Origin of the sequence: Gracilibacillus ureilyticus (assembly GCF_900111195.1) — a bacterium.
GTDB lineage: Bacteria > Bacillota > Bacilli > Bacillales > Amphibacillaceae > Gracilibacillus > Gracilibacillus ureilyticus.
On record NZ_FOGL01000004.1, the window covers coordinates 114,506 to 140,472 of the forward strand.

At 37.6% G+C, this 25,967-nt stretch carries 27 protein-coding genes and 2 riboswitches; of the genes, 9 read left to right on the forward strand and 18 right to left on the reverse strand.

Features of this window, described 5'->3' with window-relative positions:
• Positions 1–179 precede the first annotated feature (179 nt).
• The 5 genes from BMW36_RS06230 (at position 180) to BMW36_RS06250 (ending at position 3,769) form a co-directional block, all read left to right on the forward strand.
• A complete protein-coding gene (locus BMW36_RS06230; protein ID WP_089740001.1) occupies positions 180–290 on the forward strand; it encodes a cytochrome c oxidase subunit 2A in 111 nt (36 codons plus the stop codon).
• Between the two features lie 97 nt (positions 291–387).
• Entirely contained in the window at positions 388–849 is a 462-nt protein-coding gene (locus tag BMW36_RS06235) for a cytochrome c oxidase subunit II (protein ID WP_089740002.1), read from the forward strand.
• 12 nt (positions 850–861) lie between these two features.
• A complete protein-coding gene (locus BMW36_RS06240; protein ID WP_089740003.1) occupies positions 862–2,541 on the forward strand; it encodes a cbb3-type cytochrome c oxidase subunit I in 1,680 nt (559 codons plus the stop codon).
• Positions 2,542–2,585: 44 nt separating this feature from the next.
• Positions 2,586–3,215, forward strand: coding sequence for an SCO family protein (locus BMW36_RS06245; RefSeq protein ID WP_089740004.1), 630 nt, complete (start codon positions 2,586–2,588; stop codon positions 3,213–3,215).
• The gene (locus BMW36_RS06250; RefSeq protein WP_175480367.1) at positions 3,215–3,769 is read left to right on the forward strand and encodes a hypothetical protein; all 555 of its coding nucleotides are present in this window, start codon (positions 3,215–3,217) and stop codon (positions 3,767–3,769) included. The genes BMW36_RS06245 and BMW36_RS06250 overlap by 1 nt, the downstream gene beginning before the upstream one ends.
• A gap of 69 nt (positions 3,770–3,838) precedes the next feature.
• On the opposite strand, the gene BMW36_RS06255 is transcribed toward BMW36_RS06250, so the two are convergent.
• Positions 3,839–4,414 (reverse strand): YdcF family protein, encoded by a 576-nt coding sequence (locus BMW36_RS06255; protein WP_089740006.1) that lies wholly within the window; start codon positions 4,412–4,414, stop codon positions 3,839–3,841.
• A 110-nt stretch (positions 4,415–4,524) separates the two neighbouring features.
• Here BMW36_RS06255 and BMW36_RS06260 point away from each other — a divergent pair, with 110 nt between their 5' ends.
• Positions 4,525–5,262: a thermonuclease family protein gene (locus BMW36_RS06260; RefSeq protein ID WP_089740007.1), complete on the forward strand. Its 738-nt coding sequence runs from the start codon at positions 4,525–4,527 to the stop codon at positions 5,260–5,262.
• Positions 5,263–5,345: 83 nt separating this feature from the next.
• On the opposite strand, the gene BMW36_RS06265 is transcribed toward BMW36_RS06260, so the two are convergent.
• From BMW36_RS06265 to BMW36_RS06285, 5 genes are read right to left on the reverse strand one after another with little or no spacing between them, the layout of a single operon-like run.
• Positions 5,346–6,113, reverse strand: a complete 768-nt coding sequence (locus BMW36_RS06265) for a TatD family hydrolase (protein WP_089740008.1) — start codon at positions 6,111–6,113, stop codon at positions 5,346–5,348.
• Positions 6,106–6,849 (reverse strand): ABC transporter ATP-binding protein, encoded by a 744-nt coding sequence (locus BMW36_RS06270; protein ID WP_089740009.1) that lies wholly within the window; start codon positions 6,847–6,849, stop codon positions 6,106–6,108. The genes BMW36_RS06265 and BMW36_RS06270 overlap by 8 nt, the downstream gene beginning before the upstream one ends.
• Complete coding sequence (locus BMW36_RS06275; protein WP_089740010.1) at positions 6,846–7,598, reverse strand: ABC transporter permease; 753 nt, start codon at positions 7,596–7,598, stop codon at positions 6,846–6,848. The genes BMW36_RS06270 and BMW36_RS06275 overlap by 4 nt, the downstream gene beginning before the upstream one ends.
• A 58-nt stretch (positions 7,599–7,656) precedes the next feature.
• A complete protein-coding gene (locus BMW36_RS06280) occupies positions 7,657–7,959 on the reverse strand; it encodes a thiamine-binding protein (protein WP_089740011.1) in 303 nt (100 codons plus the stop codon).
• Positions 7,960–7,961: 2 nt separating this feature from the next.
• Positions 7,962–8,966 carry an ABC transporter substrate-binding protein gene (locus BMW36_RS06285; RefSeq protein WP_089740012.1) on the reverse strand — a complete coding sequence of 335 codons (1,005 nt, stop codon included), beginning with the start codon at positions 8,964–8,966 and terminating at the stop codon, positions 7,962–7,964.
• A gap of 77 nt (positions 8,967–9,043) precedes the next feature.
• Positions 9,044–9,153: riboswitch (TPP riboswitch) on the reverse strand.
• A 197-nt stretch (positions 9,154–9,350) separates the two neighbouring features.
• Here BMW36_RS06285 and wrbA point away from each other — a divergent pair.
• Positions 9,351–9,947 (forward strand): NAD(P)H:quinone oxidoreductase, encoded by a 597-nt coding sequence (wrbA, locus tag BMW36_RS06290; protein WP_089740013.1) that lies wholly within the window; start codon positions 9,351–9,353, stop codon positions 9,945–9,947.
• 198 nt (positions 9,948–10,145) lie between these two features.
• Here wrbA and BMW36_RS06295 read toward each other — a convergent pair whose 3' ends face one another.
• Both BMW36_RS06295 and BMW36_RS06300 read right to left on the reverse strand, forming a co-directional pair.
• A complete protein-coding gene (locus BMW36_RS06295) occupies positions 10,146–11,126 on the reverse strand; it encodes a DUF4362 domain-containing protein (protein ID WP_089740014.1) in 981 nt (326 codons plus the stop codon).
• 153 nt (positions 11,127–11,279) lie between these two features.
• A complete protein-coding gene (locus tag BMW36_RS06300; protein WP_089740015.1) occupies positions 11,280–12,320 on the reverse strand; it encodes a metal ABC transporter solute-binding protein, Zn/Mn family in 1,041 nt (346 codons plus the stop codon).
• A gap of 227 nt (positions 12,321–12,547) precedes the next feature.
• Here BMW36_RS06300 and BMW36_RS06305 point away from each other — a divergent pair, with 227 nt between their 5' ends.
• Entirely contained in the window at positions 12,548–13,309 is a 762-nt protein-coding gene (locus BMW36_RS06305; protein WP_089740016.1) for a FixH family protein, read from the forward strand.
• A gap of 397 nt (positions 13,310–13,706) precedes the next feature.
• Here the strand turns inward: BMW36_RS06305 and BMW36_RS06310 are convergent, their stop codons facing one another.
• A complete protein-coding gene (locus tag BMW36_RS06310) occupies positions 13,707–14,030 on the reverse strand; it encodes a DUF4870 domain-containing protein (RefSeq protein WP_089740017.1) in 324 nt (107 codons plus the stop codon).
• A gap of 184 nt (positions 14,031–14,214) precedes the next feature.
• On the opposite strand from BMW36_RS06310, the gene BMW36_RS06315 reads away from it, so the two are divergent.
• Positions 14,215–15,516, forward strand: coding sequence for a lysine N(6)-hydroxylase/L-ornithine N(5)-oxygenase family protein (locus BMW36_RS06315; RefSeq protein ID WP_089740018.1), 1,302 nt, complete (start codon positions 14,215–14,217; stop codon positions 15,514–15,516).
• A 42-nt stretch (positions 15,517–15,558) separates the two neighbouring features.
• On the opposite strand, the gene queE is transcribed toward BMW36_RS06315, so the two are convergent.
• The 9 genes from queE to BMW36_RS06360 form a co-directional block, all read right to left on the reverse strand.
• Complete coding sequence (gene queE, locus BMW36_RS06320) at positions 15,559–16,278, reverse strand: 7-carboxy-7-deazaguanine synthase QueE (RefSeq protein ID WP_089740019.1); 720 nt, start codon at positions 16,276–16,278, stop codon at positions 15,559–15,561.
• Complete coding sequence (queD, locus tag BMW36_RS06325; RefSeq protein ID WP_089740076.1) at positions 16,271–16,738, reverse strand: 6-carboxytetrahydropterin synthase QueD; 468 nt, start codon at positions 16,736–16,738, stop codon at positions 16,271–16,273. Before queD ends, queE begins: the two co-directional genes overlap by 8 nt.
• A complete protein-coding gene (gene queC / locus BMW36_RS06330) occupies positions 16,738–17,406 on the reverse strand; it encodes a 7-cyano-7-deazaguanine synthase QueC (RefSeq protein ID WP_089740020.1) in 669 nt (222 codons plus the stop codon). Before queC ends, queD begins: the two co-directional genes overlap by 1 nt.
• An 80-nt stretch (positions 17,407–17,486) precedes the next feature.
• Positions 17,487–17,531: riboswitch (PreQ1 riboswitch) on the reverse strand.
• Between the two features lie 292 nt (positions 17,532–17,823).
• Positions 17,824–18,768, reverse strand: a complete 945-nt coding sequence (locus BMW36_RS06335; protein ID WP_089740021.1) for an SDR family NAD(P)-dependent oxidoreductase — start codon at positions 18,766–18,768, stop codon at positions 17,824–17,826.
• 50 nt (positions 18,769–18,818) lie between these two features.
• Positions 18,819–19,391, reverse strand: coding sequence for a TetR/AcrR family transcriptional regulator (locus BMW36_RS06340; protein ID WP_089740022.1), 573 nt, complete (start codon positions 19,389–19,391; stop codon positions 18,819–18,821).
• Between the two features lie 168 nt (positions 19,392–19,559).
• A complete protein-coding gene (locus BMW36_RS06345) occupies positions 19,560–20,027 on the reverse strand; it encodes a nucleoside deaminase (protein WP_089740023.1) in 468 nt (155 codons plus the stop codon).
• A gap of 278 nt (positions 20,028–20,305) precedes the next feature.
• On the reverse strand, positions 20,306–21,163 hold the full coding sequence (locus BMW36_RS06350; RefSeq protein ID WP_089740024.1) for a Cof-type HAD-IIB family hydrolase: 858 nt from the start codon (positions 21,161–21,163) through the stop codon (positions 20,306–20,308).
• 172 nt (positions 21,164–21,335) lie between these two features.
• A complete protein-coding gene (locus tag BMW36_RS06355) occupies positions 21,336–24,536 on the reverse strand; it encodes a hypothetical protein (RefSeq protein WP_089740025.1) in 3,201 nt (1,066 codons plus the stop codon).
• Complete coding sequence (locus BMW36_RS06360; RefSeq protein WP_089740026.1) at positions 24,533–25,966, reverse strand: glycosyltransferase family 2 protein; 1,434 nt, start codon at positions 25,964–25,966, stop codon at positions 24,533–24,535. The genes BMW36_RS06355 and BMW36_RS06360 overlap by 4 nt, the downstream gene beginning before the upstream one ends.
• Position 25,967: the final 1 nt, after the last annotated feature.

Here is a 25,967-nt window from a genome sequence, read left to right on the forward strand (position 1 = left end):
TTATACTATAAAAATTATATCCATTCTTATAGTATTTAAAACTATTTCTTTATTAATCATAACCTTTTCGCAACAATTTAGCATTGATTTAAATCACATCAAACTCGTGATGAAACTCACTTACCTTAAATCGCAATTAAGGTAAAGTGTAAGAAACATACAATAAAGGAGGATTAATAATGGATAAAAATACAACCCTCTCTGGTACGATTGCTTCTGTAATACTTGTCGCTCTCATCATTATTATCATGTGGGCGGGCGTATTCGCTCTCTATATGTCCCGGGTTTGATAACTATGTTTTCATTATAACGAGAAGTGTGTTTTCTTTTCTAGCAAAAGCAATCTTCTTCACAAAAATTTCACAAAGCATTAAGGGAGGCAGTTCTATGGGGAAAGTAGAAGAAATATGGATGATTGCAAGTGTTAGCTTTCTTATTATCTTTATGGTTATAGTAGGCTATCAAACATTCGCACTGAGTATGGGACCACCGAGTAATAAAGAGATAATAGATCCACAGAAAGTAGATCAGACTGAACCATTTAAAGACCCTGGTCTGGTCGATTTAGGTAACAACAAATTCGAAGTTGTCATGACCTTAGAAACATTTAATTTTAATCCTGGTGATATAGAAGTGCCAGTTGGTTCAGAGGTGGAATTTATCATGACATCCAAAGACGTATCACACGGTATTCAAATTCCTGGAACCAATGTAAATGCAATGGTACTGCCTGGTCATATCCAAAAGATCAGCCAAACATTCAATGAATCAGGGGAGTATTTGATTCTATGCAATGAGTATTGTGGTATTGGCCACCAGGCAATGTATACGACCATTACTGTTAAGTAAGGAGGGGAAATTATGGAACAAGTACAAAATATAATGAAAAAGCCAAAAAGTCTAATAAGTCTGGGAGTTAATACACAAGATGCCAGAATATCTCTCACTTACTTCACGACCTCATTTGCTACCTTATTAATCGGTGGAATTTTAGGATTGATTCAAGGATTGGAACGTGCAGGATTATATCAATTACCACAAGGCTTCAATTACTATCAGGTATTATCAGCACACGGACTTCTTCTATTGGTAGTTTTTACAGCAACATTTACGATTGGTTATCAGTTAGCTAACTTATCATATGCATTCGGCGGACTGCTCCCTGGAGTGAGAAAAATGGTCTGGACTGGTATATTCCTTAAACTGGCAGGTGTCATTCTCACTGTAACGATGATTGCCTTAAATGAAGCATCGGTACTATATACGTTCTATCCCCCACTTGCCGCTCATCCACTCTTTTATGTTGGATTGGTTATTTTGGTTCTTGGCATCTGGTCTGTTTGTTTGGCAGTATTCATAAATTATCGACATTGGCGAAAGGAACATCCCGGCCAAACAACACCTATCCTTTCATTTTTTGCGATGGGAGTTTTCATCTTATGGTTCTTCGCTAGTCTTGGCGTAACGATAGAAGTATTCATGATAATTCCATGGGTATTAGGCATCACAGAAACAATTAATGTAATGGTAACCCGTACACTTTTCTGGTGGTTCGGCCACACACTTGTGAATATTTGGTACATAGTTGCGATTTCCGCATGGTATATCATTGTACCAAAGATTATTGGCGGCAGACATTTTAACGAAAAATTAATTAGACTTGTGGTTATATTACTCGTTATTTTAAATATTCCGGGTGGGTTTCATCATCAAATTGTAGATCCCGGCATTTCATTAACAATTAAGTTTTTACATGTATTTATGAGTTTGTCAATTGCTGTTCCTTCTCTCATGACCGCATTTGCCATGTTTTATGTCATGGAGAAAGCAGGGAGAAAAAAAGGTGGTCAAGGATTATTCGGGTGGTTCCGGAAACTGCCTTGGGGTGATGTTAGATTTCTTGCACCGATGATTGCAATGATTGCTTTTATTCCAGGGGGCGCAGGCGGTATCGTTAATACAAGTAACCAAATGAATCAAGTCATCCATAATACAATGTGGGTAGTGGGCCATTTTCATTTAACTGTAGGAGTTTCTGTTGTATTGACATTCTTCGGTATTTGCTATTGGCTGATCCCGCATTTGTCCAAACGTCAATTGACACAAAGGATGAACAAAATCGGAATTATTCAAACATGGATTTGGACAGCTGGTATGGCAATCATGGCTGGATCAATGCATATTGCAGGACTTATTGGTGACCCGAGAAGAACATCCGATACCACGTACGGCGGCTCGGATATAGCGCTTAGCTGGTTATCTTATGAGTATATTTTTGCAATTGGTGCTGCGTTATTATTTGCTGGTGTTATTATTCAAGTATTTGCCGTATTCCATATGATGTTTTTCGCACCAAAGGGTCATACTGAATACCCTGTGGCACTGCCGGAAGAAGATCAACCAGCTGTACCGATGTGGACAGAACGTTGGGGATTATGGTCTATCCTGCTAATCGCTGTTGTAGCCATGGCATATGTTATTCCCATCGTTGATATGATTGTAAACGCACCTCCTGGCTCACCTCCATTCCGTACATGGTAAGCAAGAGTTTATTGAAAGGATAAGTTGAAATTGGGGGTTAGAGGATGCAGAGAAAATATCATGATATAATTGCCAGTCTACTCGTCGTTTGTTTCGGAATGGTTGTTTTGGCTATAGGAACAGATGGATTCCAGGCGTTTACTTCTGAACAGGCGAGAACAAATCAACTTATTTCAGAACAGCCGGTTATCCCTAATATAATGATAGAAGATAGTAAAGCGCGCCTTTATCCAATTGACGAGTTCCAGGAGAATACTTTTCTATTTGTTACTTTTATGTATACAAATTGTGGTACCGTCTGTCCACAGTTAGAAAGAAATATGCAAAAAGTGTATGAAATACTGCCTGAAAAATATATTAATGAAAAGGTGCGTTTTCTTAGCATTAGCTTCGACACTGATACGGACGACCCAGAAACATTAGCAACATATCAATCCTACTTCGATAGTGATGGAGAAACATGGCGAATGGCGAGAATTCCAAGTGAGATTGAATTACAGCAACTGCTCGATCAATTGGGGGTTATTGTAATTCCAGATGATTATGGTAATTTTCAGCACAACTCCGCTTTCTATTTATTAAATGAATACAGGCAATTAGTAGATGTGATGGACTACACGAAGGTCGAACAAGCAGCAAAAACCATAACACAACATATTGAGGAGAAATTCTGATGAAACAAGCAGGATATGGACTTACGCTTTATATAATTCTTATATTACCACCTGTAAGCGAGCTGCTTGAATCGATGATGGTTTTTCACATGCATACACAAATGCCTTTGTTTGTATTCTCTGGTTTTTTAATTGCACCATTTCTGCAAAGAAAATTTCCAAACTTTTTTAATAAATGGAATCGAACCGGGATTCCCGGATTATTGCTCGTTGTACTTATATGGACTTACTGGCAACTGCCAAGAGCGATGGATGATGCTTTATTACTTACAATGGTGGAATTGTTTAAATTTATCAGTTTACCCTTTTTGGTAGGTGTACCGCTTCATGACAGCTGGAAGAAAGTGAACGCAAAAGTTCAATATAGTTTTTTAATCTATATATTTCTTTCATTAATTATTACCGGCTTTTTGTACATTTGGCTGGATGAACAAATTTGCAACAATTATCTTGTCATCGAACAACAAACCTTAGGCTGGTCCTCACTTGCGATGGGATTTTGTCTATTATTATATTTATCAATGAAACTATTTGGAAAAGAAAATACAATGTGACAATGTAAAGCTTTTGATCAGTGGGCGACTTTGTTCTCCCATTGATCATAGTGATACATATCAAAATGTTCAGCGCTGCAACAAATACTTATAATAAGCAGGAATTTCTCTTATAGTGGAATAAATATCACGCCATTCCCAATAGTCAGCGTGCGCACCAAAAACGGTTTCGAAGCCCTCCTGCTTAAAAGCTAATTTCGTCCTGGAAATATGGTAAAACTGACTGATAACAAAAACCTGATCAATCTTAAGGTTTTCTTCCTTGATAATTTGTGCAGCATTTTCTGCTGTTATCCTTGTATTATACCCGTTATTATCTTCTATGATATCTTCTGCTTTCATACCTTCCTGTTCCAGATAATCACTCATTACAGCAGCTTCATCATATCCTTCTTTACCAATACCTCCACTAACAATCACTTTCTCGACGAGCCCATTCTCATATAATTCCAATGCTTTATCAAGTCTTGCTTGAAGCCTGGCAGACGGGGTCCCATCCTCATTTACTTTGTTGCCAAGTACCACTCCAATTTGTGCAGATTTATTTTCATCTGTCAGACCATCTGTCACTGTCCATATTAAATGTATGGTCAAAAAGGCAACCATACAGCTGATCACAATTAATAGTAATTTTAACTTTTTCATACGCCCTCCTCCTTATTCTTACTATATCGCAACAAATTCAGCTTTAAAAGTGATCAATCATATAGTAAACTGATTAATAGTTTTCTTTTTAACAACAGGAGGAATAACAGATGGATTGGAAGAAATGGTTATACTCAACTCTTTTTATAATTATTGTTCTGTCAGGATGCGGGACAGCTTCCTCAGTTCAAGATAACAATACTGGTAATGACGCTGCAGCTAATAAAGATACATCAAGCATTGAACAACCGACTAATGAATTCATTACAGCAGAAGTTATCCGGGTAGTTGACGGGGACACGGTGAATGTAAAATATAGCGGGAAGGAAGAATCTATTAGACTGTTATTAGTTGATACCCCTGAAACGAAACATCCCGATTTACCTGTCCAGCCTTTTGGACCAGAGGCCACTAAATTTGCTGAAGAAACCCTCGCAGGTGAAGAGATTCAATTAGAATTTGACGGGCCTGAAAGGGATAAGTATGACCGGGTACTTGTATACATTTGGATAAATGGTGAAAACTTTAACCAATTGCTAATTGAAAATGGCTTAGCCCGATATGCATATGTTTATGATCCACCATATACACACCAAGCGGAAATGAAAGCAGCGGAAGATCAGGCTAGATCGGACAGCCGCGGTATATGGAGTATACCTGGATATGTAACAGAAGATGGGTTTGATCACAAACAAGAGTCGAAAAATAATCACACAGTTCCGTCTGATGAAGTATATTTTCAAAACTGCACCGAAGCACATGAAGCAGGTGTAACACCATTGCATGAAGGCGATCCAGGTTATCGTCAGCAAATGGATGGTGATAAAGATGGCATTGCATGTGAATAAGGTGAGAATGTTGTTCAGTTGCGATATTACGTTTAGCGCTGTGAAAACAAATGAGGCAACCACCGTTTTACGTGGTGATTGCCTTATTTTATATGATAAAAAGACTTTGTGTTTGTTTCCATCTGTTCTTCAGCCTCTTCCAATGATATACCTTTTACTGATGCAATCTTCTTGACGGATTCCAACATCATATCCGGGTGTGTCATCTGACCGCTGAATGGGCCTTCAAACTGCCATGGACCATCTGTTTCCACCATAATCAACTCTAATGGGTACTGTTCTACTAGCTGAAGAATTTCCTCTTCATATAAACAATCCGGTGTAACAGAAATCATGTATCCACTACGGATCATCCGATTAACCGTCTGTTCCGCTCCTTTAAACCAATGAAAATGTGCTTTTTCCACCTGATGCTCTTCCAGTAAATCACAGACAATCTCCGCATCCTCATAAATAGCATGTAATACGATTGGCAAGTCGAGCTCTTTTGCTAAGCGGATAAACCGTTCCAAAACAGCTACATACGGCTTCACATCTAGAGAACGCTTTTCTCTTTTCAAATAATACGGCAGACCGACTTCCCCGATTGCAACAATTGCATCATGGTGACGGCGAATCATCCTCTCGATTGAATCAAGTTCCGCTTCACTTGGCAGCGGTTGCTCCGGATGCCAGCCGAACGACGGATGCACGTACGGGCACTTTTTGTGTAACTTCCATACGTTTTTACATGAAATTAAATCACTCGATACCGCAACAACGCCGTCGATCGTACCTTTTTCCAAATCTTCAAGAATAATTTCCTGCTCCTCAAGCTTATACCAGTCGAGATGGATATGAGCATCAATCATTGTCGATCCCTCGCAGTGTTTGAAAAATGCTTTTCTTTATTTGTAAAAAGTCTGGTGTTAAAGTCAGGGACTCTGTGCGCGGTCTTTCAAACGGAATGGTTATTTCCTGAATGACGCTCGCTGGTCTTACTCCTAGGATAAGGACCCTGTCCGATAAGTAGATGGCTTCTTCGATGTTATGGGTAACGAATAATACAGATGGCCTTTCCTCTTCCCATATCGATAATAGCCATTTCTGCATATCCAGTCTTGTAAATTCGTCCAATGCTGAGAATGGCTCATCCAGACATATCATTGATTGGGGGCTGAGCAGACTGCGGACAAATGCGGCTCTCTGGCGCATTCCGCCAGATAATTGGGCAGGGTATCTATTGATATATTCTCCTAATCCTGCTCGTTCCAGCATCTTGATTGCCTTTTGTTTATCAGGCTTTTCGAACAGTTCCTGGGCTAACACAACATTCTCCAGTACGGTACGCCAGGGAAATAACGATGGAGACTGCGGCATATAGCTGATGGAGCCTTTTTGTCCGGTAATGTCCTTTTCATTTAACGTGATTTTCCCATTATCAGGTGTATACAATCCGCCAATCAAATGGAATATGGTGCTTTTCCCGCTTCCTGATGGACCAAGCAATGAAACAAATTCTCCTTCATTTACCTTGAGATTAAGCTGATCGAGAATGATGTCACTATTAAAGCTTTTAGACAGCTGGCTGATTTGTAATGTGCTCATTCATTCCCATCCTTTCTCCATTTAATTAACATTTTTTCTAAACCGATAATAATCCCGAAAAATAACAGGCACAGGATCATTATAAACAGAATGGCAACAAACACTCTGTCTGTACGAAATGAGGAGGATGCAAGTGTCATGTAAACACCTATCCCCTGATTTGCACCAAGCCATTCTGAGATTACTGCTCCCATTACACTATAAGTTGCAGAAATTTTCAGTCCCGAAAATATCGAAGGTAATGCATGAGGCAATTCCAGCTTTATGAAGATTTGTTTCTTTGTTGCTCCTGCCATCTTCATATAATGAATAAGCTCTGGGTTTGTCTGTTTTAATCCGTCGATGGTGGCGACAGCAATTGGAAAAAAACATACGAGTATAATAATTAATAATTTCGGTGTGATGCCAAATCCGAACCAGATTACAAGGAGTGGTGCTAACACAATGATCGGGATATTTTGTGACATAATTAATAACGGATATAATGCTTCTCTTAATCTCGGTATTAAGTGAAGGGTAATGGCAATAATTAATCCGATCATTAAACCTAACACAAACCCATATATTGTCAAATGAATCGTTGCAAAAATATGATGCTGATAATTGGGCCAACTACTAACAGCCTCAGCAAAAATAACGGTCGGTGCCGGTAAAATCCAATCAGGAATAGCGAAAAACGTGGCAGAGAGCTCCCATATCAATATTATGATAAGTATTACTGAAATGGGAAGCCAGAATTTTGTGATCATTGGTGCTGCACCTCCTTTCCATTTCTACCATAGTCCGTTTTAATCAGTTTACCGTTTTTTAATGATAACCATCATATTTTGCTGTCAAGTCAGACATTGACGCTTCGTCATCTGCTCTCGAATATATCTTCACTTGCGAAATATTGCTTGGGCAACCTAGTTCAAACATACGTTGATTCATTTTAGCCACTACAAGTAGCAACTCATGTATATCACCTTCCATTGTTGTTTCCAGTGGGCCAACTTTGTATTTCACACCAGCTGACTGAATGACTTCGATTGCTGCATCCACAAACGGGATAACATCCTCCCCATTAGGTGTTTTCGGGATTATTTGAATACTTACTAAAGTATTTGCCATTTTTAATTCTCCTCTGGTAAAAATTCGTTGGTAAATGTCGATTCGACGTCTAATTCTTCTTCTAACAAGTTATTTTCAAACATCCAGTCAGCATAATTTTTCCAAACATCTGCTTGCTGTTCTCCCCAACGTGCTGCGTCATCCTTGTATTTCGGTGATAACCATTCCTGACTTGCTTTAACTAGCTCTGGATCTAAATCAGGCACTGCTTCGATTAAAATATCCGCTGCTTCACTTGGGTTATCGATCGCAAATTGATAACCTTTTGTCACAGCTGCTAATAATGCATGAACAGTGTCGGGCTCACTATCGATCATCTCTTCATTTGTTGTAATTACCGGAGTATAGTAATCTAGCTTTTCCGAATAATCAGTTAAATAAAGCATCTCAAGTTCTACATCTCTTAACTCTGCCTCCACACCTGTCCATCCATAATAAATCCAGGCAAAGTCTACATCACGCTCAACCGCTGTGAAAAAGTCTGAATTACCCATATTGATAATCTCCACATCTTCAACAGAAGCGCCTTCCTGTTTCATCAGGGAATCAATTACTGCTGCTTCTACCGGTGCACCCCAGCCACCATATGTTTTACCCGCAAAATCTGCTGGTGATGAAATCCCTTTATCAACAGGAGCTGCGAACCCCGACGTGTTATGTTGAATAACAGCAGCTATCGACACGATAGGAATATCCTGAACGCGCGCTTCAGTGACAGCCTCCTGTGCACTTATCCCAAAATCAGCCTGACCTGATGCAACTGTTTGGTCAGCTCCTGCTTCACCAGGTAAAATGATTTCAACATTTAAACCTTCCTCTTCAAAATATCCTTTTTCTTTCGCAACATATAATCCGGTATGGTTAGTGTTTGGTGTCCAATCAAGTACGAATGTAATATCTTTTAACTCTTCAGATGCATTTTCTTCCGTCTTTTCATTATTGGTGTCTTCCCCGCCACATGCAGATAATAGTAAGATCATGCTGATTACAAATAATAGTTTTTTCATTTCTACTTCCCCCTGTAATTTATTTATAGAGGAACATACAGAAAAGCGCCCTAGACATAAGCCTAGAGCGCATATAGATTCAGATCCCATATGTTCCCTACGCTGGTTCTAACCAGATCAGGTTCTAAGGGTCAGTATCTTATGGATACAATCTCAACTGGCAACACCAGTCCCCCTACATTTTCCTATCATAATTCATACTTTATTACTTTGACATAAAACAACGAATAGTTCAAGTTTTTTAACAGGGAAAGCAATTATCTTGCACAAATTATTTATAGTTTGTTATCATGGCAAATGTCTTGAAATTGAGATAGTGCATATTTCTCTTTCAAAAAGACAATATATACTATCAAGATTTAAAAAGAAGGGAAGTTTGAATAAATGGTTAAAGTAGCAGTAATTTATTACAGCTCGACAGGAACAAACTATCAGCTTGCTAATTGGGCTGCAGAAGCAGCTAAAGAATCAGGAGCAGAGGTAAAGGTAGTTCGTACAGAAGAATTAGCCCCAGAAGCTGCAATTAACTCGAATGAAGCATGGAAAAAACATGTAGAAGAAACGAAGGATGTGCCCGTAGCAACTTCAGATGACATTGAATGGGCAGATGCCATTATTTTCAGTATGCCGACAAGATTTGGCAGTGTACCATCCCAGATGAAACAGTTCATTGATTCACAAGGTGGCTTGTGGGCGACAGGAAAAACAGCCAATAAAGTTGTCACTGCAATGTCTTCTGCATCTAACTCACACGGTGGCCAGGAAGCAACATTATTAAATTTCTATACTACAATGATGCATTGGGGTACAATTATCGTAGCACCTGGATATACCGATGATAGTGCATATGCGGCTGGCGGAAACCCTTACGGAACAAGTGTGACACAGGGTCAGGATGGATCCATGGTTGAAAATGTTGAGAATGCAGTTAAACACCAGGCAAGACGTGTTGTTGAAGTAGCAACCAAAATTCATGGTTAATAAATAATCCGAAATCAACATAAGACTGGAACATAACCAGCTAAAATAGTAAAGATGGATTCAGGCAAAAACATTCGCCCGGATCCATTTTTTGTTGATTAATTTCTACTATCTGTAACTTATTAAAGAGACTTAGCAGTCCGGAATCCTCTAAATGCCTTGATTTCAAATCGCGATGTTCCCGAAGCAGTCTGTATCCTAGAAGGATAACTCTGTCTCAAGGTAACTGTTCAATCTAACAAAGTTACCAGGCGGATAAAAATCAAATGTTATATCCGCCAGTTCACCTGACAGAACAAGTTTTCCATCTGGTTGCATTAAAGTCATCGCAGCAATTGATTGTCCGTCACCCTTTTTAATCGCATCAATAACTTTTGAAATTTCTTTACTGTCTTTCGTGTCTAATAATATATTATTTCCAACTGATATCTGAACGCTGGAGTATTGTTGGAAAGGTATAATAATTTCCGATAATTTTATTTCTGCTACTTGGAACGATGTTGTATCTTCTCCATTATCACAACCAACTAAATCAAAGGATATGGTTTGCTGATCTTTTAGATAGTATTCAAATTGATCACAAGTGAACTGGGTTATTCGATTATCTTTAGAACCATATTGATCCTCAGATGCATCAACTAATACATTTATTTGATCATTTTTATAGGAATAGGTATAAAATATCGGATCACCTTCAACCGTGTACTGAACCATTCTCATTTGCTGGTCTTCTTCCGTTTGAATTGCCTGAAGTAACAATTCAAGCTGAATTGCGTTTTCTATTCCATCATGTTGAATAATAACGTCATATGTGTCATCAACTACTCTTTTTATATCTAATGCAGTGCTTTGTCCAGGATAAGATTCTTGCACAGTGCCATGAGTAACTTCCACTTTTTCGCCAATATGAAAATTCGTCGCTGAACTAATTGATTCTAAGTGGAAATTAATAGCATTACCTGCTTTTTCATTCGCTTCTTCAATAGGTATAGATGAAAATGGCTGATATATTTTTTTCTCGACTACCATTACTTGTTCTTCGTTCACTTCTGCTATATAACCCGTCATCGTGCTGGTTCTAGTATGTTCATCTGATTGTCCAGATTGCCCGTCTTCATTCTGATTACTCGTTCCACATGCAACAAGAAATAAAAACATGATACTATACAGATATTTCATACAATCACCCGACCTTTTTATCTTTATAGTCGAACTCAAAATAAAAAAGTTACAAGGAATTCCCTTACTTGGGTGCTACTAAAAGTTCATTCACAAAAATTCTCATAAACAAAATGAAAACCACTAGTCTATCTCGACTAATGGTTTCTCCAATTAATATTCCAATGCCTTTTCTAATACTTCCAAGTTTCGCTCCATTAATGTAAAGTATGTTTCGCCATTATCTATATCTTTTTCAGTTAAGATAGACAAATTATGCAATTCCAGAGATTCGACATCCGCTTCATCCTGAATTACCTGCGCAACCTTTGGCTCGACATTCTGCTCAAAAAGCAAATATTGAATACCACTTGTTCCAACATGTTCAATAATCATTTCGATTTCTTTTTGAGATGGTTCATCAGATGGCGATATTCCTGTTATTGCAATCTGTTCAATACCATAACTTTGTTCCCAATAGCCATATGCTGCATGGGTTACTAATATCTCATTATTAGCAGCCTGTTCAATCGTTTCGTGAAATTCATCATCTAATGCAACCAATCTTTCTTCAAGACTATGAAAGTTTTCTTCAAATATATCAGCCTGATCCGGGTTTGCCTCTATTAATGCATCTTTAATATTTTCAGCTAATCCAATTGCCATTGTTGGGTCCAGCCAAACATGAGGATCAACGTCTCCATGGTTATGGTCAGCCTCTTCATCTCCTGCTGTTACTTCATGGCTATGCTCATCTTCTGTTGCTGGTGCTTCTTCCTCACTGTGCTCCTGTTCTGTCTCTACAGTCCCCTCTGTATGATCGTGTATATGATCAACTAAGGAGATACCTTCTGCAGCTTCTACTATTTTTACATCTTCATCCTTAACAGCATCTTCAATCGCACTTGCATATGTTTCCATGTTTGCCCCGTTATAAATAAAGAGATCTCCTTCAGCAATTTCAACCATTAGTTTAGATGTCGGCTCAAAATTATGCGGGTCAGCCCCTTGCGGCAAAATTGATGTTACTTTTACGTACTCCCCACCTATTTCACTAGCAAAGTATTCTAACGGATACAATGATGTAAAAACTTCCAGTACTTCATTTCCTGATTCTTTCTCATCATTACTTCCACTTGTTTGCTCCTCCTGCCCACATGCTGCAAGCCAAAGGATCAGTATAAAAGATAACAGTAATAAGCTTAACTTCTTCACTTGATTTCCCTCCCTGGATGTTATGTATTTTAAGATAGAAATAATTTTATTTTCTATAAAAACACAAACCGGAATAAATACGATTTACCAATCTATTATACATACAACCTTCGTAAATGTAAACAGTAATAGTTACGATTTGATTTTGTCACTGTTTGTCCATTGATTTCCATTTTATTTAATCGTATAGTAACATTGAAATAAATGAATTTTTACGGAGGAACAATATGAAAAAAATATGGTTGTTAGCTATTCTATTCTTATTTCTGGCCGCATGCAGTGACAATACAAATGAGGAAGAAAATACAGAAGAAAACGAAGAACTGGCAAGTCTGGAAGTGAATTTTGATCTTCCTGAATCAGCAGAAGCTGGTGAAACAGTATCGTTGAAAGCAACAGTAACATACGGAGATGAACCTGTCGCTGATGCGGACGAAATGGAATTTGAATATTGGAATGTGGAAGATGAAGAAAATACAACAATGATTGATTCAGTAAACAATAATGATGGTACCTATACTGCTGAAGTTACCTTTAATGAGCCGGGGACTTATGAAATTTATGCCCATACGCAGGCAAGGGAAATGCATAATATGCCTAAGAAATCCATTACTATAACTGGTGAGACAGTAACAGAAGCTGACCAGACTCACCCATCCCACGAAGAAAATGAAGAGAGCCATCATGGTCATACAGAAAACTTCAGCATGTCATTTGAACAAGTGGAAAATGTACGAATGAACGAAGAAACAGATTTAAATGTTTCACTATTGCTCGATAATCAGCCTTTAAAAAATGCAAGGGTCCGGTATGAGATTATCAGGGACGGAGAAGAAAAACACGAATGGGTTGATGCAACAGAAGAATCTGGAACCTATTCAGCAACACATACATTTAGTAATCCTGGTTCCTATACGATTGTTATCCATGTAACAAATGATGACGGTCTGCATGAACACGAAGAACATACAGTGGAAGTTACAGAATAGAAATAGTCTGGAAAAGGCATATTAGTTATAATAAAATCCGAACAATGAGGTGAATTCTGCAGAAAAATAAATTATTCAGAACTCTATCTTCCAATTTTAATACACTTTATATGGATACTGTGCATTAAACCTAAGAGAGTAACTTTGAAATATTTAGAGTGAAATACCACCGCTTCGTCCGATTGCTTCGCTTTCACCCAAGGGCATAAGTGCGACATCTACTCAAGCAAAATGCTCTTTCGCAGTGTCTTCTTTACCACGGGGCCGGCTGTAGCGTAAGTATGGCACTCAGCATAAATACACCTTTACTGCACAGTATCCCTATTATGCGCATTAATTTTTTTCTAATATTCGTGTTTTGTGCGGAACATCATCGTTATGTCCCGCTCTCTTCTTATTACTTTAAAAAATGAATGACTAGTGGTAATTTGTATCTTTCCCCATTATATGCTTTTACCGCTCCCACAATTGTCAGTACAAACATCCCTATTCCTACCACGAATACCAATGCAAATCCAATAAGAATTAACATAAGCAGAGTGCTGACTATTCCATAAATAGTAAAAGATATTAAAAAATTAAAGTACTCCTTGCCATGAAAATCAACGAACGTCGATTCCTCCCGTTTCAACAACCATATTAATAACGGTGCGATAACCGGGAAGAAAACACTCAGGACATAAATTAACATAGAAAAAAGCCGTTCATCACTTTGATTCATACCGCTCTCCTCCTTTATTCTTCAAAATCACCATTAGGAATCTTCCTGTTGCGGTTGTTACATATACGTATGAAAATAGCGAAAAGTTTCAACAATGTATATAATAATGATATGGTTTCCATAAGTATAAACTTTTGAGTTCAATCATCTAAGTTAAAAACTAATACAATTGGAGCGAAAAAAAATGACACAATTTTACGATATAATCGGGATTGGAATTGGACCGTACAATCTCGGACTTGCCGCATTGACTGATGAACGCAGCAATTTAAATACAATTTTCTTTGATCAAAATGGGGAATTCGCCTGGCATCCAGGCATGTTAATTAACGAAACTGATCTGCAGGTATCCTTTCTTGCTGATTTAGTTACATTTGCCAATCCAACAAGTAAATATACCTTCTTAAATTATTTACATGAACATAACAGGCTGTATAAATTCTTTTTCTTTCACAAATTAGAAATGCCGCGACCTGAATATGCGGCCTATTTAAAATGGGTCGCAGAGCTACTATCTAACTGCCATTTCCGTTCAGAAGTATGTGATGTAATTGATCATCATGATCACTATGAAGTTGTTGTCAACCATTGGGAAAAGGATGAGCAAAAGTCCTACTTCACTAAACATGTAGTTATGGGGACAGGACAGACCCCGATAATGCCAATTGAAACCGGGGAAAATGTCGAAATCGAAGATGTTTATCATTCCAGTCAATATTTATATCACAAAGAGCATACATTGAAAGCTGACAGTATTACGATTGCTGGATCCGGACAAAGTGCATCGGAAATTTTTTATGATTTGTTAAAACTTCAGGAACAATATTCTTATCATTTAACATGGTATACCCGGTCTCCCGGTTTTTTGCAGCTAGATCATTCCAAACTAGGGCAGGAAGTATTTACGCCAGATTATGTGGATTATTTTCACCAGTTGGATTTCAAATCACGTGTTAACTCTCTTGACCATCTCGGTCAGCTTCGGAAAGGAATAGATGGAGAAACTTTACATAATATATATGAATTGTTATACCACCGTTCTGTTAATAATACAGCGTTACCTGTGACAATACAGCCTTTAACAGAAATAACTGACGTAAAAAAAGAAAAGGACTCATTAATTGTCAAAGCAACCCAGTGGCAGAAAGAAGAATCTATCACTTTTACAACAGATAAATTAATTATGGCAACAGGATACAAACCGAATATTCCGAAATGGTTTCATCAGCGTTTCGCTGACAAAGTAGTCTGGGAAGATGATAAAAGATTCAAAGTTGATAAAGATTTCAAGCTGATCTTTCACAAAAAAGACCGTTCCCATAACTTTTATACATTGACTAATTTGGAGCACTCACACGGTACAGGGGCAACAAATTTAGGCTTAGCAGTCGACCGGAATATAAAGATAATCAATGAAATTTCTGGAGAGGATGTTTATAAGCATCAGAAGGAAACTATATTTTCCCAATTCCTCCCGAAGAATTAATAACAGAAACTGCGTATAATTTTCGCAGTTTCTGTTATTTTATTACACACCTCTTTTATTTCCCCATACAAGGGCGTGTAACTGAGGAAGAACGTGCACTTGATTCAATGTTTTAGAAGCTACCACCTGATCAATTAACCAATGATATTTTTCCAGCAGATACAATGCCAATTGATCTGGATTCTTCTCGATTATGTCGTCATTACCAACTTGAAGATAGAAAGGAATCCCCGGGAATCTCTGGTGGACTTTCTCAGCGTAAGCAAGATCGCCTCTGCTAAAGATGACGACTTTTAAACTGATATTATTTTCTTTTAACCGGTTAATAATATTATGGAGAACGGACCAGTCTGTTTCCATGCCTGAGCTTGGCGGTTTAGGAGATATCGTTAAATCATCCACTTTCAAAAACCAATCCTGCCAGCGGCTTCCCTGTGTTTCTAATGCCACTTCGATATGATGGTGGTGGAGCAGGTCAATTAATTCGTTCACAGATGTGAAAAGTGCCGGATTTCCACCTGAAATGGTAACATGGTCAAAATATTCTCCCCCGATCTGCTTCAATTCAGCCAGAACTTCTTCAGTCTCCATTTGGCGAATCTCCTCTTTCGTACTTCCATCCCATGTGAAAGCAGAGTCACACCATGTGCAACTGTAATCACAACCAGCAGTTCTGACAAACATTGTCTTTCTGCCGATAACCATACCTTCTCCTTGTATTGTAGGGCCGAAAATCTCTAAAACAGGTATTCTATTATTCACTTAGCATCCACTCCCGCCTTGCTTCTGCATAGCTAGTTGGTGTTTCAAATAATCTGACAAACTCTACCTTGCATTGATTAGGGTATTCTTTCAGGGATTCCTCCATTTTTTCGTAAATCCATACGACCATATTTTCAGCTGATGTATTCATTTTGGGCAAAGTTTCATTCAAATAGCGATGATCGAGGTATATCTCTATTTGTTCCTTCCATAATTTCTTAATCTCACTAAAATCTATCACGATACCAATCTCATTAACAAAACCACTGATACCAAAAATCACTTTATATGTATGTCCATGAAGATTCTTACATTTTCCTTCATAGCAATGTAAATGATGTGCTGCATCAAAACTGAATTCTTTGCTAATCAACACTCTTTTTTGATGATATTGCAGTTCATCTTTATTTATATCCTCACCGAATTTTTGTAACTTATCAACAATCTGGAAATCGTATATCACATCTCTCCCTCGCTTCTCAGTCTGATATATTTCTCCAGTCCTTTCTGTCTCAATTCACAAGATGGGCATTCCCCGCACCCACTGCCACGGATGCCATTATAGCAGGTTAGTGTTTTTTCTCTGATATAGTCAAATGCCCCCAGTTCCTCGGCTAATTTCCATGTTTCTGCTTTGTCCAGCCACATCAATGGTGTGTGAAGGACGAAATCATTATCCATCGATAAATTTAATGTTACATTTAAGGACTTAACAAAGATACCCCGACAATCAGGATAACCGCTGAAATCTGTCTCACAAACACCTGTAATAATATGTCTGGCATCAATCTGTTTTGCCAGAATTGCCGCAAATGATAGGAATAACAGATTTCTCCCAGGTACAAAGGTTGAAGGCAAATCACCATTTTCGCCATGGGTAACATCAATGCTTTCTCTTGTCAGTGCATTTGGAGCTAATTGATTCAACAAAGCCATATCCAGAATATGATGTCGTAATCCTTGTTCCTCAGCAATTTCTTTTGCCACCGTAATTTCTTCCTTGTGGCGCTGATCATAATCAAATGTTACGAGCTCGACATGTTTGAATTTCTTTAGTGCCCAGAATAAACAGGTTGTACTATCCTGTCCTCCGCTAAATACCACAACTGCCCGTTTGTTTTTCTCCATAAAAAAATCCCCTTTCCGTATGAAGAAGAGGTTTGGTTACACCTGAAAAATAAAAAAATCATACCTAAGGTAAGGTACGATTATCCTTAGTTTTTTATAGAGGGTGTAGCTAGAACCTCTCCTGTAATATATACAGATTTCTATAAAATTTATTCCATTACACAGTTTAACACAGATCCTTACTTAAAGAAATACTGTTACTCGTCTGGGTCTTTTATGAATTTGTGGCTTATGCTGAAAAGCTGCCAAGTCACTCCAAATTTATCTGTTATGCTTCCGTACGGTCCATATCACCTTTAGATGAGCTTTTAAAACCCGTTCTTTCGCTTCTTCAGGTAATGACATTTGACATTAAGAACTTGAGCATTGAAAACTTCTTCTTAAAATGCAATTGCTTCCTGTCATTTCCATCCATAACTAATTGTTTTTTTCTGTTTTTCTTAAAGCAGCCAGAGTCTCTCTAATTCCTGCCTCATACGGTGTTTTTGGTAATGTGCCTATTTCTCTCTCATACTTTGTACCATCCAGTACAATTGGTTCTTCCATCAAATAGAGCATTTCCACTGCTTCACGCATTGTTTTATTAAACAGTCCAATCATTCGAATCATCATTTTGTTTACTATCACAGGTTTTCCATTTTTATTTGTTAAAGACTCAACTATCTGAAAAATTTGGTTACCGGTAATGACCTCGGCAGCAGGGATATTCCAGTTTTGTCCGTATGCAGCTTCACTTAATACTAAATTCACCATAGCTTTCGCTCCATCAGGTGTATATATATATTCACGCATTACATTCGGATTCCCCACAAACATTGGCCTTTTCTTTCCGACAACAGAATGTAAGTAATAATTTAATAATGCATTCTCTGCATGTGGACCATAGAAATCAGGAAAATGTGCAATAAGATATGATACTTTCGACGACTTGACGACATTTTCAAGCTCCAATCTTATCTTCCCTTTTTTGGTATGTGGCTGTTTAGGAAGGTCTTCCTGCAGCTTTTCCCTGTTACCTTTTCCATATGCATCGATATTGTCAACAATAGCAAGCTTTGCATTATTTTCCTGTGCAGCTTTAATTGCATGTTTCATTATTATGAATAATTTCTCCTGCCACTGTTCATAAGGGACATTGACACTATGAATAATCACGTCTGTTCCTTTTGCTGCTTCTAGAACATCTTGAATATTTAACATATCTCCACATCTAATTTTTACTAACCTGTTGCTTTCATAAATTTGTATTAATCTTTCTTTTTTTCTTGCAAAAGCTATTACCTCAATTCCCCTGTCAGTTAACTCACTAACAATTTCCCTACCCATTCCGCCTGTTGCACCCAATACTAGTACCTTTTTCATATAGCTCCTCCTTTATTAACCACTGGTTAATTAATGATTAAAAAAATTTATTAATTGTTTATCGCTCTTAAAATTAAATGTACATGTGTTTCTGCAAGGCCTCTGATATTCTCATAGGATTGGTCAGTTCGACAATACTGTGCAACGAATCCGTGTAACATGAGAAACACTGACCATATAACAGTCACAGGTAACTGGTTGTTTGTTAGTTCTGCAACCTTTTTCGAAAATCTGTAATAACTTTTGTTAGGACTTTCCATCGTATGGCTGTTTACTTCTTTATCTCTTATCATAAACATCACTTCATAGTGATGTTTATGATTCACTCCAAATTGAATATATCCTAATAACAATTGACGTAATTTTTCCTCATTCTTCATGTTCAAATGATCTAATTTATCTATTTCATTGTTAATCATGGCAAAATCCTGATCAACCATTGCTGTCAGTAAATCTGCTTTATTTTTAAAATGATAATAGATGGCACCATGACTATATCCTAGACTGCGTGCTATTTTTCTCATCGAAACATTCTGATAGCCTTCTTCAACAAAAAGTTCATGTGCTACATCAATAATCATCTGTCGTGTTAATTCTTGTTCGACCGCTCTTCTGGCTGCCATCTTCATTCCCCTTTTTAACCAGTGTTCAATTAAATATTAAAATATATTTGATCGTTTGTCAATTAGTCATTTGCTAAAAGGAATGGTGCTTGTCACAAATATGAGAATGTGGGGCTGGGCCACAATTAAAGGAGGAAAAATTCTCTTCGGTTACAGCCCAGCCTTCAATTAATATTCTACTTTATCTGTTGTGACATGCCATAATTCGAATGGGTGTTTATTAGCTTGTACATTTACCCTTTTCATATCAAGGCTTCTTTCTTCCATCGGTAAAGCAATCTGATCATAAATAAACTGGTCATCAAAACCAATTTTTGCCGCTTCTTCACGAGTATTATAATAATAAACAGCTCGCGGCCTAGCCCAGTAAATGGCTCCAAGACACATGGGACACGGCTCACATGACGTATAGATCTCACAATCTGTCAATTGGTAATCATTTAATTTACTGCATGCATTTCTTATTGCAGTAATTTCTGCATGGGCAGTTGGATCATTCGATGTTGTAACAATGTTCGTACCTTGTCCTACAATTTCTCCATCTTTGACTACTATTGCAGCAAAAGGCCCTCCGTTCTTCCCTTTTACATTGTCGTAAGCCAGTTCTAACGCTCTCTCCATAAATTCCTTATTCATCAGTTTATTTCCTCCCGGTTTTACTTATAGAGATTGTGTACCATCCAGTTTACCATACACTATTTTATCCTTGCGTACAGTATACGTATTATAAAAAAACAGTTGAAAACGTTTTAACAAAATGCTATAATCTTAATTATCAGAAAGGAATGTTATCGCTTTCAGTAACAGCCCGGACAGACATAAAAGGTGCGTACTCGGTACGTTTTTTATATCTGTCCGGGCTTCTTATTGAATTCCAAAAGAAAATGGAGTTTTTGCCACCAGATTAGCAGGCTTTATTTATTGAGAAATTCTTTAATGGCATATGCTACTCCATTTTCACGATTGCTTTTCGAGGTGTAATTCGCTATTTCCTTAATTTCGTCATTCGCATTCCCCATTGCTACACCGAATCCGGCTGCTTTAATCATCGAAACATCATTAAAATTATCTCCTATTGCCATCACATTCTGCATGTCAATTCCATATTTCTCAGCAAAAATCCGGACGGCTATCCCTTTTTGTGCATCGGGATGGTTGAACTCTAAATTAGAAAACCCTGAAGAGGTAATAGTCAGTTTATCTTCATTTGTTAATTTCCCTCTGACACGATCAAGTACGGCATCATCCATAGAAAATGCCAGAACTTTATATACCTCGATATCTTCCCTGTTAAATAATGCATCAAAATCATGAATTGTTTCAATTTTTTCCTGCTGAAAACGGTTTGCTGCTTCCGCCTCCACATCTTTCCGTGTCAAATTAGGAAAGGCAGATACCATGATATCTATCATTACTTCCAGAAACTTTTCCCTGCTCTCTGAGTATGTAGCTTTATTCGTAAATACTTCAAAATACATATTGTTCTGCTGGCATACTTGCTGAATTTCCCTGCACGTATCCTTATCGAGAGGTGAAGATCTGATTAACCGTTCTTCTTTATCATAAATTTTCGCACCATTTAAGCAGATAATCGGAAAATCTAGACCGGCATTCTGAAGAGGCAGTTTTGCGGCAGAATACGATCTTCCTGTCGCAACAACAACTTCTGTGCCAGTGTCTCTGGCCAATTGTAATGCCTGAATATTTTCCTCACTAATTTCATGGTTCTCGTTTAATAATGTACCATCTAAATCTGTTGCAATTAGCTTCATAAACATCCCCCACTTATATGCTGTTTGGAACCTTTTATTCTTTTAATATTACTGTAAGACCATGTGTAATGTAAACGAAATGAACCAAACTACAAAGAAAATTTACCATCCATTAAAATATAAATAGAAGCGCAAGCTAATCACATAATGATAAACTTGCGTTTCTTTCAACTTATTCTTTCTTAAATGCTTCCTTAATAATATAATAGGACTGTTTCAATCTTTCCTCATATTGCGGCTCATTCCAAGTCTCCCACGTATATGCGTTTAATGGATCAAGTCGGTTATTCTTTAATGATGGCAGAGAATCTACTATCTTGCCCTCTTCGTTCTGCTCTATTGCACCAATATGAATTTGATCAACCTTTACACTTGAATTTAAACCATCTTGATATAAATCTCCTGTTACTTCTCTCTGGCTTGGATCTCTAAAATTTAATAACAGCCAAGGAATCCTAATTTCTATGACCCCACCGTCATTATTAACAGTATAATCTGTTAAAGAATTATAATCCGCTAATTCAGGGTTTCCGTTTCCTTCCATTAATTTACCGGTCTCATAGTAATTAAAAGGAATTACTTTATTTGTACTTGGGATGAGCAGTTCATTACTTAAAGCATAATTAACAGGAATAAACTTACCACTGTTTTGTTTTAAAGGATCACTGATTGGATCGATCAATTTTAATTGATAACGATACTGGTATGTGAACAGGTCATAATATGAATCCACTCGCACTCTTGATTCACCGTTCTGATCAATATCAATTATAAAATCAATTCCATTACTGAATTGTTTATTTTCAAGTGACTCACTAGTCAAATTACCTTGATCCGGCAAAGTATCCAACAGGATTTTCCAATGATGGTTACCGGTTTTGTTTAGATCCAGTTTAAGATACAAATACCGTTCATCGTAATCTGCCTGAAGGGATGTCAGATTACCAGTTTCTTTATTATAAAGTGTGGTGCTATCTGACCAATCCGTTGTCTCCCCGTCTACTTTAATTTTCAAACGGTCAAAACTTAAAAGTCCAAATTGCTGTTCATTCGTCTGTGCGTTTGACCAGTACGGCCGTCGATCCGGATTATCATAATCCATCGTATTCCATGTCCTCTTAAACCATTCATCCTGCCATGTAAAGATTAAACCGCCCAGTAGTCCTTCCTGAACGATATCTTCATATAAATTTACTACTATCTCCCCTTGCTCTTTCTCAGACAAAAATCCCTGATTCCATCCATTCGGATTGGCATGGGTCATCCCACGGGATGCGGGAACACCGAATTCAGCAATTAATATAGGGAGGTCATGGGCTGCGTGCAATTCTTCCAAATATGCAGCATAGTTATTCCTTTTTCCCCGGTGATCTCTATAGTTCAAATAATTTTCCTCATAGTTTAAAAAATCCGGATAGTATGGATACACATGATAGGAAGCAAATTGTTTTGTTTTATCTAATTCTCCCTTTACGTGAATATGGTTAGGATTAACACTCACCATGTCCTCTTCAGGACTAGGTTCTGCAGGGTGCTCCAGTAAGTCTGTTGTCACCCAGTTGGTAAAACTGACCGGTCGAATCCAGTTGTAATTTTCCTTTTCATAGCTCACAAGTTCTTCTAATTGAACGGCAAGCCAATGTTCAAAGGGACTGGCATTTTGTGTATAAATGTATTCTCCATTGTACTCATCAATATCCTTATTCACTTCATTTGTATTAACAACCATTTCAGGGAACCACTCAATTCCAATGATCCAGCCAATTACATATTCTGAAATATCTTCACTATATACTCCTGAAGCGTGTCCAGGATGGGATGGCACAGTTGCATTCCCATGAACAATATCCACAATTTTCTTCATCTCTGTCTGAAAATCCTGTACGATGGCATCGTCAAAAGCATCTAATTTACTTACCAATCCCTCTTCATCAATCCAGACACCATGAAATAAATAAAGCTTGTCTTCATGAGTTTCATTATATTGTTTAAAAGCATGATAAAATTCTGGCGGATGAACTGTATATATTCTAATTGTGTTTGCACCCATGTCAGCAATTGACTCAAGCCACCGTGAATACTCTTCTTCCGTAATTGCAGCCTCACCTGGGAAAGCGCCAGGTTTAGCCATCCCCATATTGACCCCTTTTACAGGTAATGTACTCCACTCTCCATCAATCAGGACTTCAAATTTATCTTTGTTAATTCTGCTGTTATACATCAATTCCACACCGGCTTCATCGTTTGGAATATTATCCGCAGTCCTTTCCCTTGTTTCATTTAAAATATTCTCCATTACAGGTATATATAGTGACCAGTAAAATGACTCATCTGAGAACTTCTTAAACAGCCGATAAAGGACATCCAATCCTTCCATTTGATAAAAATATGGCGCGGAAGCAATATCATTATAATCTCCCGCAAAATAATAACTGGTTGCAGAATTCCGCTTATTTTCCGTTATACTGGCAAATTGCTGTGGAATACTGTATTCCGCTAATAACTCTTTCCCTTTATCAGTTAAGTCCCAGTTATATTCGGCTAAAGTTTCTGTTGGACCACTTGCTGAGACAATATCGAACCAGTTGTAATATGCGGCAGATTTATCCATATTAAATTTTTCCTGGCCCTCCTTAGTAAATTGAATGGAAATACCCTTTCCCTTCAAATGCTGCTCCGATTTAAGAAGGACAACCTCATTTTTTTGTTCATTAACTAACAGAAAGCCTGATTCTTCATATTTAAAAATGTCGGGATGTTCGTCAGTTACCCATTTAGGGATATCACCATTTAAATCAGGATCTAAACTTTCGAAGTAACGCCCAATCCAGCCACTACGTTCGACTCCGAGAAACTGCTCCATGCTTTGTCTTACCTTTTCGTTTGTCGGAAAAGAAAGTGAATTGAACTCTACTATTAAGGTAGCTGGTTTTTCTTGTTGTAACCTGCTTGCTATTTGCTGCCATTCCTCCTCTTCCATTCCACCGTAGAGCAGTTCAGAATGAGCTCCATTCATTCCGTTACTGTTTAATGAAGAATCTTGGTCATAAACTCCGTACGTGTCTGCAATATAAATCAGATCTGTTTTATCATATGAATCCGGGGGAGGAATAAGCTCATACTTCTCACTTTCTTTATTCGGTTTTATACCATAGTAGTCCTCCTCCATATTGTACGTTGTTCCATCTTCTTTTCTGTATTTCAAATGGTTCAATGCCCATACAAGCCCACTGTGTTCTCTGTAAGAATCATCAAGTACTGTTTTATCGATAATTACAACCTCTAGTTCTTTACCATTCTGGGAAAACCATAAAATGATTGGTAACAGTACACATGCAATCAATATCCCGACAAATAAAGCTAATCTCTTCAAGTATTTCCCTCCTTGTTTGCCAACCCTTTCCTTTCCAGATGTCCCCAGTCATGTTTTTGTGTGAGAAAGTGGAAGATTCCTTCTATTCGCCAAATCAGAGTCAGGGGGCGATACCAAAAGACCTCAGTAAAAGATAACAGTATCAACCGAAAGAGATCTCTTATACTCGGATAAGTTCTCGTGTTCCATGCTTCAAAAATGACGGATGTAAAAGAAAAGATAGACCCGTATAAAATAAAGAGAAGAGAAAGTAATAAAGAAAATTCTACATATATACTGCCGGTAAAAAACGACCCCAGGACAAAAATATATCCTATCACTTCAATAATTGGACCAAGACACTCAACAATCCAAAAATACGGTAATGATACTATACCAATTATTCCGTATCTAGGATTGAAAGTCATTTGCCTGTATTTCCATAAACTCTCCAGAAGACCTTGGTGCCACCTTCTTCTTTGTTTCCGAATAGAATGCAAAGATTCAGGTGCTTCCGTCCAGCATACTGGAGTCGGAACAAACTGGATTTCCTGTTTTCCCCCAGAGTCTTTTACATATTTCTGCAGTTTTATCACCAATTCAATATCTTCTCCAATTGCAGTTGTATCATAGCCTCCAACTGATATGACATGTTTCTTCTCAAAAACACTAAATGCACCTGAGATAATCAGGGATAAATTCATCTTACTTAAAGCGAGCCTTCCCATTAAAAAAGCACGAAAATATTCTATCACCTGCATGACAACAAGAATTTTATCAGAAAGAGAAACACTCATCAGTGAACCTAACTGAATATCATTTCCATTAGCTACTTTAACACTTCCTCCTGCCGCAATAACTTTACCATTCGATGTTAATAATGGCTTCATCACACGAATTAATGCTGAGTTCTCTAGTATGGAATCTGCATCTAACGAACAAATATATGGATATCTCGATGCGTTAATACCAATATTTAAAGCATCCGCTTTTCCCCCATTGACTTTATCTATCAATAGCAAATCAGGATGAATCTTCGATTGATAAATCCCTTCCACCGGTTTTGTGTCGATTTGCTTTTTAAAAACTTTTTCTGTTTTCTCCATTTGAAAGTAATTTAACAATTTTTCCATAGTCCGATCAGTTGATCCATCGTTTACTACAATAATCTCGTACTGAGGGTACTTCAAGCTGAGAAGTGAATGAATACTCTCAATTATTCCTAATTCCTCATTATATGCAGGTACGATGACAGAAACAGGCCTCGCAAATTGTAATTCTACTAAATCATGGTCTTCTTTTTCCTGATCAAGATGATAATCTTTCCTCAGATGTCGCAATGCATATAAGAGCATTGTTCCGTATGAGACAATAACAAGGATCATGTAAAGGAAAATAAATGAAGCGAAAAACAGTAGAATATAATTGATAATTGCACTAGGATTCACCATT

Coding starts and splice junctions, on each gene's coding strand:
- BMW36_RS06345 (WP_089740023.1), bottom strand. CDS start 20,027: ATGAATAAGGAATTTATGGAGAGAGCGTTAGAACTGGCTTACGACAAT.
- BMW36_RS06245 (WP_089740004.1), top strand. CDS start 2,586: ATGCAGAGAAAATATCATGATATAATTGCCAGTCTACTCGTCGTTTGT.
- BMW36_RS06340 (WP_089740022.1), bottom strand. CDS start 19,391: ATGGCAGCCAGAAGAGCGGTCGAACAAGAATTAACACGACAGATGATT.
- BMW36_RS06305 (WP_089740016.1), top strand. CDS start 12,548: ATGAAAAAAATATGGTTGTTAGCTATTCTATTCTTATTTCTGGCCGCA.
- BMW36_RS06255 (WP_089740006.1), bottom strand. CDS start 4,414: ATGAAAAAGTTAAAATTACTATTAATTGTGATCAGCTGTATGGTTGCC.
- BMW36_RS06230 (WP_089740001.1), top strand. CDS start 180: ATGGATAAAAATACAACCCTCTCTGGTACGATTGCTTCTGTAATACTT.
- BMW36_RS06260 (WP_089740007.1), top strand. CDS start 4,525: ATGGATTGGAAGAAATGGTTATACTCAACTCTTTTTATAATTATTGTT.
- BMW36_RS06275 (WP_089740010.1), bottom strand. CDS start 7,598: ATGATCACAAAATTCTGGCTTCCCATTTCAGTAATACTTATCATAATA.
- BMW36_RS06335 (WP_089740021.1), bottom strand. CDS start 18,768: ATGAAAAAGGTACTAGTATTGGGTGCAACAGGCGGAATGGGTAGGGAA.
- BMW36_RS06280 (WP_089740011.1), bottom strand. CDS start 7,959: ATGGCAAATACTTTAGTAAGTATTCAAATAATCCCGAAAACACCTAAT.
- BMW36_RS06285 (WP_089740012.1), bottom strand. CDS start 8,966: ATGAAAAAACTATTATTTGTAATCAGCATGATCTTACTATTATCTGCA.
- BMW36_RS06315 (WP_089740018.1), top strand. CDS start 14,215: ATGACACAATTTTACGATATAATCGGGATTGGAATTGGACCGTACAAT.
- queC (WP_089740020.1), bottom strand. CDS start 17,406: ATGGAGAAAAACAAACGGGCAGTTGTGGTATTTAGCGGAGGACAGGAT.
- BMW36_RS06265 (WP_089740008.1), bottom strand. CDS start 6,113: ATGATTGATGCTCATATCCATCTCGACTGGTATAAGCTTGAGGAGCAG.
- BMW36_RS06235 (WP_089740002.1), top strand. CDS start 388: ATGGGGAAAGTAGAAGAAATATGGATGATTGCAAGTGTTAGCTTTCTT.
- BMW36_RS06250 (WP_175480367.1), top strand. CDS start 3,215: ATGAAACAAGCAGGATATGGACTTACGCTTTATATAATTCTTATATTA.
- wrbA (WP_089740013.1), top strand. CDS start 9,351: ATGGTTAAAGTAGCAGTAATTTATTACAGCTCGACAGGAACAAACTAT.
- BMW36_RS06240 (WP_089740003.1), top strand. CDS start 862: ATGGAACAAGTACAAAATATAATGAAAAAGCCAAAAAGTCTAATAAGT.
- BMW36_RS06310 (WP_089740017.1), bottom strand. CDS start 14,030: ATGAATCAAAGTGATGAACGGCTTTTTTCTATGTTAATTTATGTCCTG.
- BMW36_RS06360 (WP_089740026.1), bottom strand. CDS start 25,966: ATGGTGAATCCTAGTGCAATTATCAATTATATTCTACTGTTTTTCGCT.
- BMW36_RS06295 (WP_089740014.1), bottom strand. CDS start 11,126: ATGAAATATCTGTATAGTATCATGTTTTTATTTCTTGTTGCATGTGGA.
- BMW36_RS06350 (WP_089740024.1), bottom strand. CDS start 21,163: ATGAAGCTAATTGCAACAGATTTAGATGGTACATTATTAAACGAGAAC.
- BMW36_RS06270 (WP_089740009.1), bottom strand. CDS start 6,849: ATGAGCACATTACAAATCAGCCAGCTGTCTAAAAGCTTTAATAGTGAC.